This is a genomic window from Shinella sp. JR1-6 (genome assembly GCF_004284735.1).
Lineage (GTDB): Bacteria > Pseudomonadota > Alphaproteobacteria > Rhizobiales > Rhizobiaceae > Shinella.
On record NZ_SHMI01000005.1, the window covers coordinates 183,911 to 201,180 of the forward strand.

At 64.6% G+C, this 17,270-nt stretch carries 13 protein-coding genes; 9 read left to right on the forward strand and 4 right to left on the reverse strand.

Features of this window, described 5'->3' with window-relative positions:
- Positions 1–13: 13 nt before the first annotated feature.
- The gene (locus tag EXZ48_RS10825) at positions 14–1,903 is read right to left on the reverse strand and encodes a peptidylprolyl isomerase (RefSeq protein ID WP_130515892.1); all 1,890 of its coding nucleotides are present in this window, start codon (positions 1,901–1,903) and stop codon (positions 14–16) included.
- A 281-nt stretch (positions 1,904–2,184) separates the two neighbouring features.
- Between EXZ48_RS10825 and EXZ48_RS10830 the strand changes: the two genes are divergently transcribed.
- The 5 genes from EXZ48_RS10830 to EXZ48_RS10850 all read left to right on the forward strand — a co-directional run bounded on the left by EXZ48_RS10830 (position 2,185) and on the right by EXZ48_RS10850 (position 8,516).
- Positions 2,185–3,837, forward strand: coding sequence for a Na/Pi cotransporter family protein (locus EXZ48_RS10830; protein WP_130515894.1), 1,653 nt, complete (start codon positions 2,185–2,187; stop codon positions 3,835–3,837).
- 134 nt (positions 3,838–3,971) lie between these two features.
- A complete protein-coding gene (gene glmU, locus EXZ48_RS10835) occupies positions 3,972–5,345 on the forward strand; it encodes a bifunctional UDP-N-acetylglucosamine diphosphorylase/glucosamine-1-phosphate N-acetyltransferase GlmU (RefSeq protein WP_050744006.1) in 1,374 nt (457 codons plus the stop codon).
- A 113-nt stretch (positions 5,346–5,458) separates the two neighbouring features.
- Complete coding sequence (gene glmS / locus EXZ48_RS10840) at positions 5,459–7,285, forward strand: glutamine--fructose-6-phosphate transaminase (isomerizing) (protein WP_023512647.1); 1,827 nt, start codon at positions 5,459–5,461, stop codon at positions 7,283–7,285.
- Positions 7,285–7,779, forward strand: a complete 495-nt coding sequence (locus EXZ48_RS10845) for a GNAT family N-acetyltransferase (RefSeq protein ID WP_207900400.1) — start codon at positions 7,285–7,287, stop codon at positions 7,777–7,779. The genes glmS and EXZ48_RS10845 overlap by 1 nt, the downstream gene beginning before the upstream one ends.
- Positions 7,780–7,814: 35 nt before the next feature.
- Positions 7,815–8,516 (forward strand): DUF502 domain-containing protein, encoded by a 702-nt coding sequence (locus EXZ48_RS10850; RefSeq protein WP_023512649.1) that lies wholly within the window; start codon positions 7,815–7,817, stop codon positions 8,514–8,516.
- Positions 8,517–8,692: 176 nt separating this feature from the next.
- Here the strand turns inward: EXZ48_RS10850 and EXZ48_RS10855 are convergent, their stop codons facing one another.
- Both EXZ48_RS10855 and recG read right to left on the reverse strand, forming a co-directional pair.
- A complete protein-coding gene (locus EXZ48_RS10855; RefSeq protein ID WP_050744004.1) occupies positions 8,693–8,908 on the reverse strand; it encodes a hypothetical protein in 216 nt (71 codons plus the stop codon).
- Between the two features lie 109 nt (positions 8,909–9,017).
- Positions 9,018–11,123 carry an ATP-dependent DNA helicase RecG gene (gene recG, locus EXZ48_RS10860; protein WP_130515898.1) on the reverse strand — a complete coding sequence of 702 codons (2,106 nt, stop codon included), beginning with the start codon at positions 11,121–11,123 and terminating at the stop codon, positions 9,018–9,020.
- 107 nt (positions 11,124–11,230) lie between these two features.
- Here recG and EXZ48_RS10865 point away from each other — a divergent pair, with 107 nt between their 5' ends.
- The 4 genes from EXZ48_RS10865 to EXZ48_RS10880 all read left to right on the forward strand — a co-directional run bounded on the left by EXZ48_RS10865 (position 11,231) and on the right by EXZ48_RS10880 (position 16,567).
- On the forward strand, positions 11,231–11,539 hold the full coding sequence (locus EXZ48_RS10865) for a succinate dehydrogenase assembly factor 2 (RefSeq protein ID WP_037408428.1): 309 nt from the start codon (positions 11,231–11,233) through the stop codon (positions 11,537–11,539).
- The gene (gene mfd / locus EXZ48_RS10870; RefSeq protein ID WP_130515900.1) at positions 11,536–15,042 is read left to right on the forward strand and encodes a transcription-repair coupling factor; all 3,507 of its coding nucleotides are present in this window, start codon (positions 11,536–11,538) and stop codon (positions 15,040–15,042) included. Before EXZ48_RS10865 ends, mfd begins: the two co-directional genes overlap by 4 nt.
- A gap of 22 nt (positions 15,043–15,064) precedes the next feature.
- Positions 15,065–15,703: a glutathione S-transferase family protein gene (locus EXZ48_RS10875; protein ID WP_245461999.1), complete on the forward strand. Its 639-nt coding sequence runs from the start codon at positions 15,065–15,067 to the stop codon at positions 15,701–15,703.
- A 90-nt stretch (positions 15,704–15,793) separates the two neighbouring features.
- Complete coding sequence (locus tag EXZ48_RS10880) at positions 15,794–16,567, forward strand: bifunctional 2-polyprenyl-6-hydroxyphenol methylase/3-demethylubiquinol 3-O-methyltransferase UbiG (protein ID WP_245462003.1); 774 nt, start codon at positions 15,794–15,796, stop codon at positions 16,565–16,567.
- 19 nt (positions 16,568–16,586) lie between these two features.
- Here the strand turns inward: EXZ48_RS10880 and EXZ48_RS10885 are convergent, their stop codons facing one another.
- On the reverse strand, positions 16,587–17,258 hold the full coding sequence (locus EXZ48_RS10885; RefSeq protein ID WP_130515902.1) for a DsbA family oxidoreductase: 672 nt from the start codon (positions 17,256–17,258) through the stop codon (positions 16,587–16,589).
- Positions 17,259–17,270 lie beyond the last annotated feature (12 nt).

The following is a 17,270-nucleotide window of genomic DNA, read 5'->3' on the forward strand; positions in this document are numbered from 1 at the left end:
GGTTGCCGTCTCCCTATCGCGCGATGCTCTGTTCGGCGAGCGTGCGGTTGATCGAAACGCCGTAGGACGTCTGCAGGGCGCTCACCATCTGGTCGAGGATGTCGTCGCCGCTGGCACGGGCGACGGCGGCGATCTGCTGCTCGTCGCCGGAGAGCGCATCGGTGGCGGTCTCGGCGTTCACTTCCGTCACCTTCAGGAGGATCTGGCCTTCACCGTCGACACCGGGCGTATTGGCGACGTGGCCGAGCGGACCTGCGAAGGCGGCAGCGACGGCCACCGGGCTCAGCACCGGGTCCTGGGCGCCGCGATTGAGGCCCGCCTTGTTCTCGACGGCCATGCCAAGTTCGCCGGCAATGGCGGCGATGTCGCCACCCTTTCGCACGCGCTCGGCCAGCTCTTCGGCCTTCTTGGCGAGTGTCTGGCGCTGCTGCTCGGCGGTCCAGTCGGCGACCACGCGCTCGCGCACCTCGTCCAGCGTGCGGTCGCGGTCCGGGATCACGTCAAGCACCTCGAACCAGGCATAACCCTCGCGGCCGACATTGATCGGCTGCGTTTCCGTGCCGACATCCGTCTTGAAGACCTCGCCGAGAAGGGCGGCCTTTTCGGGCAGGCCGGTGATCTCTTCACCCTTCTGGTCGTTGCCCTGCGCATCGACGGCGTCGATCGTCACGGCCTTCAGGTTGTTCTTGGCCGCGGCTTCGGCAAGGCTGAGGCCTTCGGCGCGCGCATCTTCCAGCCGGTCGTGTACGGCGAGAATGCCATCGGCGGCCTCGCTCAGCGCCAGCTCGTTGCGCAGATCCTCCTTCACCTCGTCGAAGGTCTTGGTGTTTTCGGGGCGGATGTTCGTCACGCGCAGGATGATCGGGCCGAATGTGCCGTCGATGACCGGGGTCGTGCCGCCGTTTTCAGCGACGGCGAAGGCGGGCGCGGCGAACTTCTGGTCCGGCACGTTCGCTTCGGTGAAATCACCGAGCAGCACGTCGGCGGCCGTCTTGCCCTGCTCGGCGACGATGGCGTCGAAGGTCGTGCCGGATGCGAGCTTGGCGACAGCCGCGTCTGCGCTCGCGCGGTCGGCGAACGTCAGCTGCTCGATCGTGCGGGTGGCCGGCGTGCGGTACTTGTCCTTGTTCTTCTCATAGTCGGCCTGAAGTGCCTCGTCGGTAATCGCGGCCGTGTCGACGATGTCCTTCGGCTCGAGCGAGACATAGACGACCTTGCGATATTCCGGCGCGCGGTACTTGGCCTTGTTCTCTTCAAACCAGGGGGCGAGCACGTCGTCGCCCGGTGCCTTGACCGGGTCGATATTGGCGTTGCTCAGGATGAGATAGTCGATGGTGCGGGCTTCGCTGCGGTACTGGCGCAGGGCCGCGGTCAGCACGTCGGGCGCCTTGTAGCCGTCGGAAACGGCCTCGACGACCTGGGCGCGGATCGCCACCTGGCTGCGGTTGTTGATGTAGTCGTTCTCCCGGAGGCCGGCATTGCGCAGGACGGAGGAGAAGGCCATGCGATCGAACTGGCCGTTGACGCCGCGGAAGGCCGGGTCATCGGCGATCAGCTGGGCGAGGCGGCCTTCGGAAAGGCCGAGATTCATGTCGCGCGAAAGCTGGTCGAGCGCAGCGCCGGCGACGAGCTCGGCGAAAACCTGATTCTCGATGCCGAAGGCACGGGCCTGCTCGGCATTCAGCCGCATGCCGAAGCGCTGCGACATGGTCGCGACCTGGCGCTCATAGGCAAGACGAAAGTCTGTCGGCGAAACGCTGACATCGCCGACTGTGACCACGGAATTGGCCGTGCCGGTCACGAGAGAGCTCGAAACGCCCCAGACAGCGAAGGAACCGACCAGAACGATCAGCAGGGCTTTTGCCACCCAGGTCTGGGAGGCGCGTCTCAGGGCTTCGAGCATCGTCTAAATTTCCTCAATCTCAGCGGCCGTGCGGCCGGAAATCGTCTCTTAACGGAAAGTTCGCGGGAATTGAAGTCCGCCCGGGTTACGCAATGCTCGGGAAAACAGGGCCTGACGCAAATGTGTCAGGCGGTGTCGATTTATTTTGCCGGCAAACAAAAGTTTTTTGAAATTATTGACGGAATACCGCCAAAATGGCCTATCACGATGCGAAACTTCGTGTTCGGATGCGCGATCAGGCCGGTGAGTCCTGTTTTCACCGGGAGGAAGGGGGCAAAACCGTGGAATCCACGATTGTCATGATCAATCTTTTTGGCGCGGTCGCGCTGCTGCTGTTCGGCCTCGCACAGGTGAAGGACGGCATGACCCGCGCTTTCGGCGTCCGCCTGCGTTCCGGCCTGGCGCTCGGCACGCGCGGGCCGTTCCGCTCCTTCTTCGCCGGTTTCGTCGCCACCGTCGCGCTGCAGAGTTCGACGGCGACGGCGCTGATGATCGCCTCTTTCGTCGAGCGCAACCTCGTCAGGGCGCGCATGGCGCAGATCGTGCTGCTCGGCGCCAATGTCGGCACGGCCGTCACGGCCTGGCTGGTGGCGACGGGCATCGAATCGGTTTCCCCGCTGGTTATCCTCATCGGCATTGTCTTCTACAAGTCGAGCAGCTCCACTGCCCGGCAGGGTCTCGGCTCTGCTCTGGTCGGCATTGGCCTCATGCTCCTGTCGCTGCACCTGCTCAGCCTTGCGACCGAGCCGATGCGCCAGTCGCCCGCGCTCGGCGCCTTCCTGACGCTGCTCGACGGGGCCTGGCCCGTCGCGCTTGCCTTCTCGACGGTTCTCGCCATCATTTCGTCCTCCAGCCTCGCGGTCGTCGTGCTTATCATCTCGCTGACGGCGATGGGCATCCTGTCGCCGGCGCTGACGGTCATCCTCGTGCTTGGCGCAAATCTCGGCGGCGCCGTGCCGCCGGTCATCGCCACCATGAAGGCGGCGGCTTCGGCCCGGCGCGTCACGCTCGGCAATCTCATCGTGCGCGGGGTCGGCTGCCTTGCGGTGCTACCTTTTGCCGGGCAGGTCGCCGAGCTTCTGGCGCTGCTGCCGCTCCCCGCCGCAAAACTTCCCGTCGATGTGCATCTGGCGTTCAACCTCGTGGTCGCGCTGATCCTCTGGCCGCTGTCGGGGCCGCTCTCAAAGCTGATGGAAAGGCTCGTTCCGGAAGAAAAGCAGCCGGAGACGGGGCCGAAATATCTCGACGATTCCGCGCTCTCCAACCCGGTTGTCGCGCTGTCTGGCGCGACACGCGAGGTGTTGCGCGTCGGGGACATCATCGAATCGATGCTGATCCGCACCATGCGGGCCTTCAACGACAACAATCTGGCGCCGCTGAAGGATGTCGGCGAACTGGAACGGCAGGTCGACGCCTTGCAGCAGGAGGTGAAGATCTACCTGTCGCGCCTTGGCCGTCAGGGCATCACCGGCGAGAGCGCCGCGCGTTCCATCGTCATCATCGACTATGCGATCAATCTCGAACATGTCGGCGACATCATCGAGAAGGGCCTGCAGGAGCAGGTGCGCAAGAAGATCGCCAATGGCCTGAAATTTTCCGACGACGGCTACAAGGAACTGGCCAACCTCTTCAACCTGACGATCGAGAACCTGCGCATCGCCCAGACGATCTTCGTCACGCGGGACGCCGGGCTTGCCCGTCAGCTGGTCGAGGTGAAGGTGGATGTGCGACGGATGGAGAAGCAGTCCTCGGAACGTCATCTGGCACGCCTTCGCGACGGCCGGCTCGACAGCCTCCAGACGAGCTCGCTGCATCTCGACATGCTGCGCGACTTGAAGCGCGTCAACGCCCATCTCGTCTCGGTCGCCTATCCTATCCTCGACGAGAGCGGGCTTCTGACGGAGAGCCGCCTGCGCAGCAGCAGCGCGAGCTGAGGCGCCCGCGGTCCAGGGCTAAGCCAATAGAAGGACCGGGCGGCTTGCGCGGACCGCCCGAGAAATATCCCTTTGTCTCCTCCGTTCCGTTTTTGCTAAGGAACGGCGTCGATTTCGGGTGAACGAGGATTCCCATGACTGCAACGAAGCGCACCTGCCTGGCCGTCATTCTGGCTGCCGGCGAAAGCACGCGGATGAAATCCTCCCGTTCGAAGGTGCTGCATCCCGTCGCCGGCCGGCCGATGATCGCCCATGTGGTCGATGCACTGGTCGGCGCCGGCATTTCCGATGTCGCACTGGTGCTTGGCCGCGATGCGGACAAGGTGGAGGCGGCGGCGGCGAACCCGGCGGTCACCAGCTCCGTGCACATCCAGACCGAGCGGCTGGGCACCGCCCATGCCGTGCTGGCCGCGCGCGACGCCATCGCCCGGGGCTATGACGACGTGCTCGTCATCTTCGGCGACACGCCGCTCGTCACCGATGCGCCGCTAACGGCCGCCCGCGCGGGCCTTGCCGGAGGTGCGGATGTCGTCGTCATCGGTTTCGAGACGGCGGACCCGACCGGTTACGGCCGGCTGATCGTGGAGAACGGCGAATTGCTGGCGATCCGTGAACAGAAAGATGCAAGCGAGGCCGAACGCGCGATCACCTATTGCAATGGCGGCCTGATGGCGATCGACGGGCGCAAGGCGCTCGATCTCATCGGCCGGATCGGCAACGCCAATGCCAAGGGTGAGTATTATCTCACCGACATCGTCGAGGTGGTGCGCGGAGCCGGCGGCCGGGCCATTGCCGTCGAGGCTCCGGAGGAGGAGCTGACCGGCTGCAACACACGCGCCGAACTTGCGGTCATCGAGCGGCTCTGGCAGCAGCGCCGCCGCCACCGGATGATGCTGGACGGCGTCTCGATGATTGCACCGGAGACCGTGTTCCTTGCCTATGATACGAAGATCGCGCCTGACGTGACCATCGAGCCGAACGTCTTCTTCGGCCCCGGTGTCACCGTGGAAAGCGGCGCGCTCATCCATTCCTTTTCGCATATCGAGGGGGCGCATATCGCCGAGGATGCGGAGATCGGCCCCTATGCCCGCCTGCGGCCGGGCGCCAATCTCGGCCCGCATTCCAAGGTCGGCAATTTCTGCGAGGTAAAGAAGGCGGAGATCGGTGCGGGCGCCAAGGTCAACCATCTTACCTATATCGGCGACGCCATCATCGGCGAAAAGACGAATATCGGCGCGGGCACCATCACGTGTAACTATGATGGCATCAACAAGCACCTGACCCGCATCGGCGGCCACGCCTTCATCGGCTCCAACACGTCGCTCGTCGCCCCCGTTTCGATCGGCGATGGCGCCTATATCGCATCCGGCAGCGTCATCACCGAGGACGTGCCCGACGATGCGGTCGCCTTCGGCCGGGCCCGGCAGGAGAACAAGGAGGGCAGGGCCGTTCTGATCCGCGAGCGCAACCAGGCGATCAAGGATGCCAGGAAGAAGGCTGCCGGATAGCCGCTGCCCGCGTTAACGCTTGCAATCGAAAGTGAGTGTCGTCGTGTTGCGCCGCGGCGAAAAACCTCTACGAAACGAATGCAGTAGAACGAAATGAACCTGCGGAGCGGTCCATGTGCGGAATTGTCGGTATCGTCGGAAACCAGCCTGTTGCCGGCCGCCTCGTCGATGCCCTGAAGCGCCTTGAATACCGCGGCTATGATTCCGCCGGCGTTGCCACCATCGTCGACGGCAAGCTGGTGCGCCGCCGCGCCGAAGGCAAGCTGTTCAATCTCGAAAAGCGCCTCGCCGAAGAACCGCTCGCCGGCACGATCGGCATCGCCCACACACGCTGGGCGACGCATGGCGCGCCGACCGAGGCCAATGCCCATCCGCATTTCGTCGATGGCGTTGCCGTCGTGCACAACGGCATCATCGAGAACTTTTCCGAGCTGAAGGACGAGCTGATCGCCGGTGGCGCCACCTTCACGACGCAGACCGACACCGAGGTCGTCGCCCAGCTCGTCGCAAAGCACCGTCGCGACGGCCTTGGCCGGCGCGAGGCGATGCATGCCATGCTGCGCCGCGTCACCGGCGCCTATGCGCTCGCGGTGGTCTTCGAGGACGATCCGTCGACCATCATGGCCGCGCGCAGCGGCCCGCCGCTTGCGATCGGCCACGGTCGCGGCGAAATGTTCCTCGGCTCCGATGCCATTGCGCTCGCCCCCTTCACCAACGAGATCACCTATCTCGTCGATGGCGACTGGGCGGTGATCGGCCGCGACGGCGCCTTCGTCTTCGACATCGACGGCAACCGTGTGGAGCGGCCGCGCCAGTTCTCGTCCGCTGCCGCCTATCTCGTCGACAAAGGCAATCACCGGCATTTCATGGAAAAGGAAATCCATGAGCAGCCCGAGGCGATTTCCCATGCGCTCAGCCACTATGTCGATTTTCTCGCCCATACGGTGCGCCCGATCGCGTCCGAGATCGATTTTTCCAAGGTGCCGAGCCTGGCCATTTCCGCCTGCGGCACGGCTTATCTCGCCGGCCTCGTCGGAAAGTACTGGTTCGAGCGGTATGCCCGCCTTCCGGTCGAGATCGATGTCGCCTCGGAATTCCGCTACCGCGAAATCCCGCTGAATCCGGCCTCCGCCGCGCTCTTCATCTCGCAGTCCGGCGAGACGGCAGACACGCTCGCCTCGCTGCGGTATTGCAAGGAGAACGGCTTGAAGATCGGCGCGGTCGTCAACACGCGCGAATCGACCATCGCCCGCGAATCGGACGCCGTCTTCCCGATCCTTGCCGGCCCGGAAATCGGTGTCGCCTCCACCAAAGCCTTTACCTGCCAGCTCGCCGTCCTGGCGGCACTCGCCGTGGGAGCGGGCCGGGCGCGCGGCACGATCAACGAGGCGGAAGAAAAGGCGCTGGTGCGCAACCTCGCCGAAATGCCGCGCATCATGGCCGGCGTGCTCAACACCATCCAGCCGTCGATCGAGCAGCTCTCGCGCGACCTCTCCAAGTGCAAGGACGTGCTCTATCTCGGCCGTGGCACCAGCTATCCGCTGGCCATGGAAGGAGCGCTCAAGCTCAAGGAAATCTCCTACATCCACGCCGAAGGCTACGCTGCCGGTGAACTCAAGCACGGCCCGATCGCGCTGATCGACGAGAACATGCCCGTCATCGTCATCGCCCCGCATGACCGGTTCTTTGAAAAGACCGTTTCCAACATGCAGGAAGTCGCAGCCCGTGGCGGCCGGATCATCTTCATCACCGACGAGAAGGGCGCTGCGGCCTCGAAGCTTGAGACCATGGCGACGATCGTGCTGCCGAATGTCGACGAGATCATCGCGCCCATGATCTATTCGCTGCCCATCCAGCTTCTCGCCTACCACACGGCGGTCTTCATGGGCACGGACGTCGATCAGCCGCGCAACCTCGCCAAGTCCGTGACCGTCGAATGATCTTCTTGCGCCCGGAACGACCCGAGGACGTGGATGCCATCCGCATGCTGACGGAAACGGCCTTCAAGACCGCGCCCCATGCCGATGGTACGGAGCATATCATCATCGACCGTCTTCGCGCCGCGGGTGCCCTGACGCTTTCGCTGGTGATGGAGGCGGACGGCGCCATTGTGGGCCACGTCGCCTTTTCACCGGTCACGGTGTCCGATGGAAGTACGGACTGGTATGGCCTCGGCCCGATCTCCGTCGACCCGGCCCGCCAGGGCGAGGGCATCGGCGGCCGGCTGATCGGGGAGGGGCTGCAGCGCCTCAAGGCCCTGGGCGCGGCCGGCTGCGTTCTGCTCGGCGATCCCGCCTACTACAGCCGGTTCGGCTTTGTGGCCGATCCGAAGCTGACGCTCGACGGGGTGCCACCGGAGTATTTCATGCGCGTGGCGTTTTCTCCGGTTTACGGCGGGGGAACGGTTTCCTATCATCCGGGTTTCTACGGCTGAGTGACCTCCCACGCTCGCCAGATGCTGGATATCCGATGACCGACCTCGTTCCGAGACAGTCGCTCGCCATGCGGCTGCGCAACAATTTTCTGACCGGCCTCGTCATCTGTGCGCCGATCGCCATCACCATATGGCTGACCTGGACCTTCATCCGCTGGGCCGACAGCTGGGTGAAACCCTATATTCCGGCACAGTACAATCCGGAAAACTATCTGCAGTTCGCCATTCCCGGCTTCGGGCTCCTGACGGCGCTGGTGCTGATCACGCTTGTCGGGTTTCTGGGCAAGAACCTCATCGGCCGCACCATCGTCGAGTTCGGCGACGGGCTGTTCAACCGTACGCCGCTGGTGCGCACGGTACACAAGAGCCTGAAGCAGATCTTCGAGACGGTGCTGAAGGACAAGGGGACCTCGTTCAACAAGGCGGCGATGATCGAATATCCGAGCCCCGGCCTGTGGGCGATCGTTTTCGTGGCCACGGATGCGCGCGGCGAGATCGCGACGAAATTCCGTGCGATGGGCAAGGACATGGTTGCCTGCTTCCTGCCGCCGACGCCCTTTCCGACCGCCGGTTTCCTTGTCTATGTGCCGCGCGAAAAGCTGGTGCCGCTCGACATGAGCGCGGAGGACGCCGCCAAGCTCATCATCTCCGTCGGCCTCGTCACGCCGCCGGACAAGCCGCTCCAGCTCGTCGAGAGCGAGGCTCAGCGCAAGGCGAAGGGCAAGAAGAAGAGCTGAGGGAACCGAACCCTCGACGTCGTCCCCGGGCTTGACCCGAGGATCCATGCGTCACGGCACGGCCCTGCTTGGGGCATGGATCCTCGGGTCAAGCCCGAGGATGACGGAGGGAAGGTTTACGGGTGATGTCGGCGTTCAGCCTTCGAGCCGCCCCGTGAAGGGGCGGCCGGAAAAGGCTATTCGGTAACCGCTGCGTCCGTCTGCTCTTCCAGGATGACCTTGCCCTCCTCGGCGGGCAGGCGGGACTGCTTTCTGGTTGTGGTGACGCTTGCGGTGGTGATGGTCTTGTCGACCTTGGCTTCCGCATTGACCTTGTTGTGCCAGGCGCATTCCGCAAAGGCGGCGGATGCCGAAAGGCCGAGCGTTGCTGCGACTACGAGAACTGTCTTCATGGCATTTCTCCTTCTTCGCTGGGGCGATGGAAAGTATGCCTTCACGCCGGACATCGGCGAAATCACGTTTTTGTGGCGGAAGCGCTCCTGTGCGAAATCCTCCTGCGCTTCATCCGGCACGCAGGAAGCGGATCGCCTCGTCGCGGCGGTAGAGATAGAGCAGCGTGCGGATCGCTTCGCCGCGTTCGCTCGTCAGGTCCGCATCGCGCTCCAGCACATAGGCGGCGTCCTTGCGGGCGATTTCGAGAAGGTCGCCATGGGCTTCGAGGCTTGCCACCAGAAAGCCGGGCGTGCCGGACTGGCGGGTGCCCAGAAGCTCGCCTTCGCCACGCAACTTCAAATCCTCCTCGGCGATGCGGAAACCGTCCTCCGTCTCGCGCAGGATCGAAAGCCGTGCCCGGCCGTTCTCGCTGAGCGGCCCCTTGTAGAGGAGGATGCAGCTCGACGCCTCCTCGCCCCGCCCGACGCGGCCGCGCAGCTGGTGGAGCTGGGCAAGGCCGAAGCGCTCGGCATGCTCGATCACCATGATGGAGGCATCCGGTACATCGACGCCAACCTCCACCACGGTCGTCGCGACGAGCAACCGCGTCTCGCCGTTCTTGAAGGCGAGCATGGCGGCGTCTTTCTCCGGTCCGCTCATCCGTCCGTGCACGAGCCCCGCCGCATCGCCGAAGATGCTGGCGAGTGTCGCATGCCGCTCCTCGACGGACATGAGTTCGCTCTCCTCCGTCTCCTCCACCAGCGGGCAGATCCAGTAGGCCTTCTTGCCCTCGGAAAGCGCGGTGCGCAGGCGGTCGACGATATCTCCGATGCGCTCCAGCGGCATGACGACCGTCTGGATCGGCTTGCGGCCGGCGGGTTTTTCCGTGAGCTTGGACACATCCATGTCGCCGAAGGCGGCCAGCACGAGCGTGCGCGGGATGGGCGTCGCGGTCATGACGAGCATGTGGGGCGAGATGCCCTTGGCGGTCAGCCGCAGGCGCTGGTGCACGCCGAAACGGTGCTGCTCGTCCACCACGGCGAGCACGAGGTCCCTGTAGGCGACATTGTCCTGGAAGAGCGCATGGGTGCCGATGACGACCTGCGTCTCGCCGGAGGCGATGCGTTCGAGAATGGCGTCGCGCTCGCGGCCCTTGGTGCGGCCCGTCAGGACGTCGATGGTGACACCGGCAGGCGCCGCCATGCGCGAGAGCGTGGCGAAATGCTGGCGCGCCAGGATTTCCGTCGGAGCCATCAGCACCGCCTGGCCGCCCGATTCGACCGCGGCCAGCATCGCCATCAGCGCCACCGCGGTTTTTCCTGCGCCGACATCGCCCTGCAAAAGCCGCAGCATGCGCTGCTCGCCTGCCATGTCCTTCAGCACCTCCGCAATGGCCGTCTGCTGGCTGTTCGTCAGCGAGAAGGGCAGGGCATCGATCACCGGACGGCTCAGCACGCCCGTCGCCATCACCGGGCGGCCGGCGACCTTGCGCAGGCGCTGGCGCACCAAAGCGAGCGAGATCTGGCCTGCCAGGAATTCGTCATAGGCGAGCCGGCGGCGGGCGGGTGCCTGCGGGTCGAGATCCGTCTCGTCGCGTGGGTCGTGCAGGCGGTGGATGGCGTCGAAGGCGGAGGAAAAGCCTTGCCGCTGCAACAATGTCGGCTCGATCCATTCCGGCAGCTGCGGTACGCGGGCGACGGCCGCTTCCACCGACTTGCGCAGCACGCGTGACGTGAGGCCTGCGGTAAGGCCGTGTACCGGCTCGACCAGCGGCACATTGTCGGCCTCGCCGAGCCGCGCCATGTAATCGGGGTGCACCATCGACGGGCGGCCGTTGAACCAGTCGACCTTGCCGCTCACCACCACCGTCTCGTCGATCGGCAGTGCTTTTTCCAGCCAGTTGCCCTTGACGCGGAAGAAGGTGAGCGCCAGCTCCCCGGTCTCGTCATGCAGGAAAACGCGGTAGGGCTGGCTCGATTTGCCCGGTGGCGGTGGCTGGTGGCGGTCGATGCGGCCGGTAATGGTAACGATGACGCCCTGGGGCGCATGGGCAACACCCGGCTGGTTGCGCCGGTCGACGATCGAATGCGGGAAATGGAAGACGAGGTCGATGACCCGGCAGTCCTCGATGCTCTCCTGACCGAGCAGGCGCGCGAAGAGATCGCCGAGCTTTGGGCCGATGCCCGGAAGCGAGGAGAGGGGAGCGAAGAGCGGATCGAGCAATGCAGGTCTCATGGCGGCCAAAATCGCCGGACGAGGACGCTTTGGCAAGGCTGACAAGCGGCTTTTGCCGGTCTATAGAAACGCGGAATTGCATGAACTGGCAGAAAGCGAGCACGATCATGACGGGTACGACACGCTCCAGCGCCGACATCGACCCGCGCCGCAAGCGCATCCTCTTCCGTTGCTGGCACCGCGGCATCCGCGAGATGGATCTGGTGCTCGGTGCCTTCGCCGATGCGGAGATCGAAACGCTTTCCGACATCGAGCTCGACGAACTCGAGCGCATCATGGCGGAAGAGGACAACGACCTCATCAAGTGGGTGACGGGGGAAAAGCCGGTGCCGGAGACATTCCGCGACGGCCTCTTCCCGCGCATCGCCGCCTATCGGCCCGATTTCTCGCCGCTCTTCAAAGATGACCGCGCATGATCCCCGGATTTTCTCCCGAACACATTGCGGCCGCCGGCCGGCCGATGACCATCGGCGCCGTACCATCCGGCGTCGAGCCATTGATTCTCGCCGAGCTTGCCCGCTCTTCCGGCCCGCTCGCCTACGTGCTGTCGGACGGCCAGCGCATCCCCGATCTTGAGCAGATGCTCGGCTTCGTCGCGCCGGATATTCCGGTGCTGACGCTGCCGGGCTGGGACTGTTTGCCCTATGACCGCGTCTCGCCGAGCGCGGAAGTGTCGGCACGCCGCCTTTCCGCCCTTTCCGCGCTGATCGCCCACCAGAAGAAGCCGCATGCGGCCATTGTGCTCGTCACCGTCAACGCCATGCTGCAGAAGACGGCACCGCGCGACATCATCGAGGGCCTTGCCTTCTCCGCCAAGCCCGGCAACCAGGTGCGCATGGACGACATTGCCGCACGGCTGGAGCGCAACGGCTTCGAGCGCGTGGCAACGGTGCGCGAGGTTGGCGAATATGCCGTGCGCGGTGGCATCCTTGACGTTTTCGTGCCCGGCAGCGGCGAGCCGGTGCGCCTCGACTTCTTCGGTGACACGCTGGAGAGCATCCGTTCCTTCGATCCCGCCAGCCAGCGCACGACCGGTCAGGCGCGCTCCCTCGACCTCAATCCGATGAGCGAGGTGACGCTGACACCGGAGACGATCTCGCATTTCCGCAAGCACTACCTTTCTTCCTTCGGCGCTGCGACGCGAGACGACGTGCTCTACCAGGCCGTTTCCGAAGGTCGGCGCTATGCCGGCATGGAGCACTGGCTGCCGCTTTTCTACGACGGCCTGGAAACCGCCTTCGACTATCTCGCCGGCTTCCGTATCGTCACGGACCATACGGTGCGTGAGGCGGCTGTCGAGCGCTCCCGTCTCGTACGCGACTACTACGACGCCCGCGTGGCCTCCGCGACGCCCGGCAAGGGCCAAGTGGCACAGGCGACGCCCTACAAGCCGGTGCCGCCGGGCCTCATCTATCTCGATGCCGAGCGCTTCGGCCGCGAGCTCGACGAACGCGCTGCCATCCGCCTCTCCCCCTTCAACGAGCATGAGGGCGAGACGCGGCATGTCGAAACCATCGCGGCGCGGCCCGGCATGCGCTGGGCCCGGCCTGCCGGCAGCGAGGATGCGGACAGCGCCCGTATCAACGTCTTCGACCAGGCGGTAAAGCACATTGCCGACAAGCGGGCGTCCGGTGCCAAGGTGCTGGTGACGGGCTGGTCGGAAGGATCGCTCGACCGTCTGCTGCAGGTGCTGGCCGAACACGGTCTCGGCAATGTCGTTTCCGTCGAGAAATTCTCCGATATCCGCAAGCTGAAGCCGGGTGAGGCGGGGTCGGCCGTGCTCAGCCTCGAAAGCGGTTTCGAGGCTGGCGACATCGTCGTCATCGGTGAGCAGGACATTCTGGGCGATCGCATGGTGCGGCGCTCGAAACGGCGCAAGCGTGGCGCGGATTTCCTTACCGAGGTCGCCGGGCTCGATGAGGGCTCGATCGTCGTGCATGCCGAGCACGGCATCGGCCGCTTCGTCGGCCTGCGCACCATCGAGGCGGCCGGCGCGCCGCATGCCTGCCTCGAACTCGTCTATGCGGACGAGGCGAAACTCTTCCTGCCGGTCGAAAACATCGATCTGCTCACGCGCTACGGCGGCGAGGGTACCGATGCGCTGCTCGACAAGCTCGGCGGCGTCGCCTGGCAGGCGCGCAAGGCCAAGCTGAAGAAACGCCTGCTCGACATGGCCGGCGGCCTCATCCAGATTGCCGCCGCCCGTCTGGTGCGCCACGCGCCGGTGCTCGCCTCGCCGGAGGGCATCTACGACGAGTTCGCGGCCCGCTTCCCGTATGACGAGACCGACGACCAGGCGAATGCCATCGATGCCGTGCGCGAAGACCTTGGTGCCGGCCGGCCGATGGACCGCCTTGTTTGCGGCGACGTCGGCTTCGGCAAGACCGAGGTGGCGCTGCGCGCGGCCTTTATCGCCGCGATGAACGGCGTGCAGGTCGCCGTCGTCGTGCCGACGACGCTGCTCGCCCGCCAGCATTTCAAGACCTTTTCCGACCGGTTCCGGGGCCTGCCGATCCGCGTGCAACAGGCCTCCCGCCTCGTCGGCGCGAAAGAACTGGCGCTCACCAAAAAGGAGTTGTCCGAAGGCAAGACGGATATCGTCGTCGGCACCCACGCGCTGCTCGGTTCGTCGATCAAGTTCGCCAATCTCGGCCTGCTGGTCATCGACGAGGAGCAGCATTTCGGCGTCAAGCATAAGGAGCGGCTGAAGGAGCTGAAGAGCGACGTGCATGTGCTCACGCTCTCGGCGACACCGATCCCGCGTACCCTGCAGCTTGCCATGACGGGCGTGCGCGAACTCTCGCTGATCACCACGCCGCCGGTCGATCGCATGGCCGTGCGCACCTTCATCTCGCCTTTCGATCCGCTCGTCATTCGCGAGACCTTGATGCGCGAGCACTATCGCGGCGGCCAGAGTTTCTACGTCTGCCCGCGGCTCAGCGACCTCTCGGAAATCCATGATTTCCTGCGCCAGGACGTGCCGGAGCTGAAGGTCGCCGTCGCGCATGGCCAGATGCCGGCCACCGAACTCGAAGACATCATGAATGCCTTCTACGAAGGCCGCTACGACGTGCTGCTTTCGACGACCATCGTCGAATCCGGCCTTGATGTGCCGACGGCGAACACGATGATCATCCACCGGGCCGACATGTTCGGCCTTGCCCAGCTCTACCAGCTGCGCGGCCGCGTCGGCCGGTCGAAGGTGCGCGCCTTCGCGCTCCTGACGCTGCCGGTCAACCGCACGCTGACGGGCACGGCCGAGCGCCGCCTGAAGGTGCTGCAATCGCTCGATACGCTCGGCGCGGGCTTCCAGCTTGCCAGCCACGACCTCGACATCCGTGGCGCCGGCAACCTGCTTGGCGAGGAGCAGTCCGGCCATATCAAGGAGGTCGGTTTCGAACTCTACCAGCAGATGCTCGAGGAGGCGGTTGCCGAAATCAAGGGTGACGAGGAGGTCGCCGATAGCGGGTGGTCGCCGCAGATTTCCGTCGGCACGCCGGTGATGATCCCCGACGACTACGTGCCAGACCTGCATCTGCGCCTCGGCCTCTACCGCCGCCTCGGCGAGATCACCGAACTGCGCGATATCGACGCCTTCGGCGCCGAACTCATCGACCGCTTCGGGCCGCTGCCGATCGAGGTGCAGCACCTCCTCAAGATCGTCTACATCAAGTCGCTCTGCCGCGTGGCGAATGTCGAGAAGCTCGATGCCGGACCGAAGGGCGTCGTCGTGCAGTTCCGCCACAAGGAGTTTCCGAACCCGGCGGCGCTGGTCGGCTACATTGCCAAGCAGGGCACGATGGCCAAGATCCGGCCCGACCAGAGCCTGTTCCTCGCCCGTGACTACCCGACGCCGGAAAAGCGGCTGACGGGTGCGGCGCAGGTGATGACGCAGCTTGCAGGGCTTGCGAAACAGTAGGTGCGTTGCGCCTGGATGGAGGATGAAGATGACGACCGCCAATACGTCCGCCACTGTCTACGGCGCCACCTACAGCGTCTATGTCCGCATCGTTCGGATCGCCCTTCACGAAAAGGGCGTGTCCTATGATCTCGTGCCGATCGACGTGTTCGCCGAGCAGGGATTGCCGGCGGACTACCAGGCGCGTCATCCCTTCGGCCGCATTCCCGCTTTCGAGCATGACGGTTTCCGCCTCTACGAGACGAGCGCCATCACCCGCTATGTGGACGAGGCCTTCTCCGGCCCGTCGCTCCAGCCCCGCGATGTCCGTGAACGGGCGCGGATGAACCAGATCGTCGCCATGCTGGACAACTATGCCTATCGGCCGATGGTCTGGGACGTCTATGTCCAGCGCATGGAGACCGAGCCGGCGGATGAGGCGCTCATCGCTGCCGGACTGGAAAAGGCTCGCACCTTCCTTGCGGCGCTTTCGGGCCTGCTCGGCGAGGGGCCCTGGCTGGCCGGATCGGAACCCTCGCTCGCCGATTTTCATGCGGTACCGATGTTTGCCCTGTTCGAGCAGGCACCGGAAGGCACTGCGCTTCTCGCGGAGTTTGCGCAAATCCGGGCCTGGTGGGAGGGGATCAGGACGCGTTCCTCCGTGGCAACGACGGGGGCGTGAGTCCAAAGCTCGGGAAACTTTTCAAACCTGCAGCTTTGCCGGTTCCTGGATCTCGCGGGACTGGAAATTTGAGCATGCGAGATTTTTCTCGTGGAGAATATAGATATGAATAATAGATACAGCGCTTTAGCGTCACTTGTTTACAATATGGACAAACCCGTCGGCCGCTCGTTCGGTGATGTCGAATATTACCGTGCACGACTCCAGGAATGCGGTGGGCCCGTCCTCGAACCGGCAGTGGGCAATGGGCGCGTCTATGTACCGCTTCGCGAGGCGGGCATAGACGTAGACGGGTTCGATGCTTCCGAGGAGATGCTGGCCTATGGCCGGGAGGCGTGTCAGGCCCGCGGCATCGTCGCCAGACTTTCGCAGCAGACCTTCGAGACATTTCATTACGACAGGCGGTTCGCGGCGGCCATCATTCCCGCCGGTTCCTTTCAGCTCATCACCGATGGGAACGATGCGCTCGCCTTCCTCCGGCGCCTTCATGCTCACCTTCTGCCCGGCGGAAGGCTCATCATCGACATAGGCGGGATCGATGGCCTTTTCGGCTCGGCGGCGCCGGCGCGCAGCTGGAAAACCGCAGAAGGCGATCTCCTAACCCTGCTCGACCATCGCGCCGAGCCGGACTATGTGTCCCAGACGACATCGGCGTACCTGCGTTATGAACGGTGGTCGAGAGGGGCACTGCTCGAAAGCGAGCTCGACCTCTTCACGCTGCGCTGGTGGGGCATGCAGGAACTCAGGCTTGCCCTGGAGGCGACCGGGTTTTCCGATGTCATCGTGTCCAGCGACTATGTCTTCGGCCAGGCACCTGGAAAGAACACCGGAACCATGACGTTCGAGGCACGGCGCGGCGGATAGAGGTGCCGCGCCCTCCTGCTCAGTTCTTCCCGATGCGCTCCTGCGCCTTCAGGGCCGCGATTTCACGGAAGGCATTGGTCAGCACGTCCACCGACTGCGCACCCATCACGGCATATTTGTTGTCGATGATGAAGCAGGGAACGCCGGTCACGCCCATGTCGCGGGCCATGCCGATCTCCTCCTTGACCGAATCGACATCCGCGCCGGCCGAAAAGAGCGCAGTGACGACGGCGCGGTCCATGCCGCAGGTCTCGGCTATGTCGAGCAAGACGGCACGATCGCCGACATTGCGGCCCTCCTCGAAATAGGCCTTGAAGAGCGCAACCGCGACGCGGCTCTGCACCTCGGGGCCTTCGATCATCGCCCAGCGCAGCAGGCGGTGGGCGTCGAGCGTGTTCGGGCTGATCTTCACGGCAGGAAAGTCGAAGTCGATGCCGGCTTCCTGGCCGAGCCCCGCCAGCATTTCATGCGCGCGCGCTACCGCCTCCTCGCCACCCAGTTTTTCAGCCAGGTGCTTCTTGTGGTCGACCCCTTCGGCCGGCATGTCGGGATTGAGCTGGTAGGGGCGGAACGTCACGGCGACCGCGAGATCGTCCTTGACCGCCTCGATCGCCTGTTCGAGACGCTTCTTGCCGAGATAGCACCATGGGCAGACGACGTCGGAGACGACATCGATCGTAATGGCTTCCATCTGCATTTCCTT

What these genes read in the sequence shown, in the direction of transcription:
- glmS (WP_023512647.1), top strand. Translation starts at nt 5,459, where the DNA reads ATGTGCGGAATTGTCGGTATCGTCGGAAACCAGCCTGTTGCCGGCCGC.
- EXZ48_RS10825 (WP_130515892.1), bottom strand. Translation starts at nt 1,903, where the DNA reads ATGCTCGAAGCCCTGAGACGCGCCTCCCAGACCTGGGTGGCAAAAGCC.
- recG (WP_130515898.1), bottom strand. Translation starts at nt 11,123, where the DNA reads ATGAGACCTGCATTGCTCGATCCGCTCTTCGCTCCCCTCTCCTCGCTT.
- EXZ48_RS10885 (WP_130515902.1), bottom strand. Translation starts at nt 17,258, where the DNA reads ATGGAAGCCATTACGATCGATGTCGTCTCCGACGTCGTCTGCCCATGG.
- EXZ48_RS10875 (WP_245461999.1), top strand. Translation starts at nt 15,065, where the DNA reads ATGAAGATGACGACCGCCAATACGTCCGCCACTGTCTACGGCGCCACC.
- EXZ48_RS10850 (WP_023512649.1), top strand. Translation starts at nt 7,815, where the DNA reads ATGACCGACCTCGTTCCGAGACAGTCGCTCGCCATGCGGCTGCGCAAC.
- glmU (WP_050744006.1), top strand. Translation starts at nt 3,972, where the DNA reads ATGACTGCAACGAAGCGCACCTGCCTGGCCGTCATTCTGGCTGCCGGC.
- mfd (WP_130515900.1), top strand. Translation starts at nt 11,536, where the DNA reads ATGATCCCCGGATTTTCTCCCGAACACATTGCGGCCGCCGGCCGGCCG.
- EXZ48_RS10855 (WP_050744004.1), bottom strand. Translation starts at nt 8,908, where the DNA reads ATGAAGACAGTTCTCGTAGTCGCAGCAACGCTCGGCCTTTCGGCATCC.
- EXZ48_RS10865 (WP_037408428.1), top strand. Translation starts at nt 11,231, where the DNA reads ATGACGGGTACGACACGCTCCAGCGCCGACATCGACCCGCGCCGCAAG.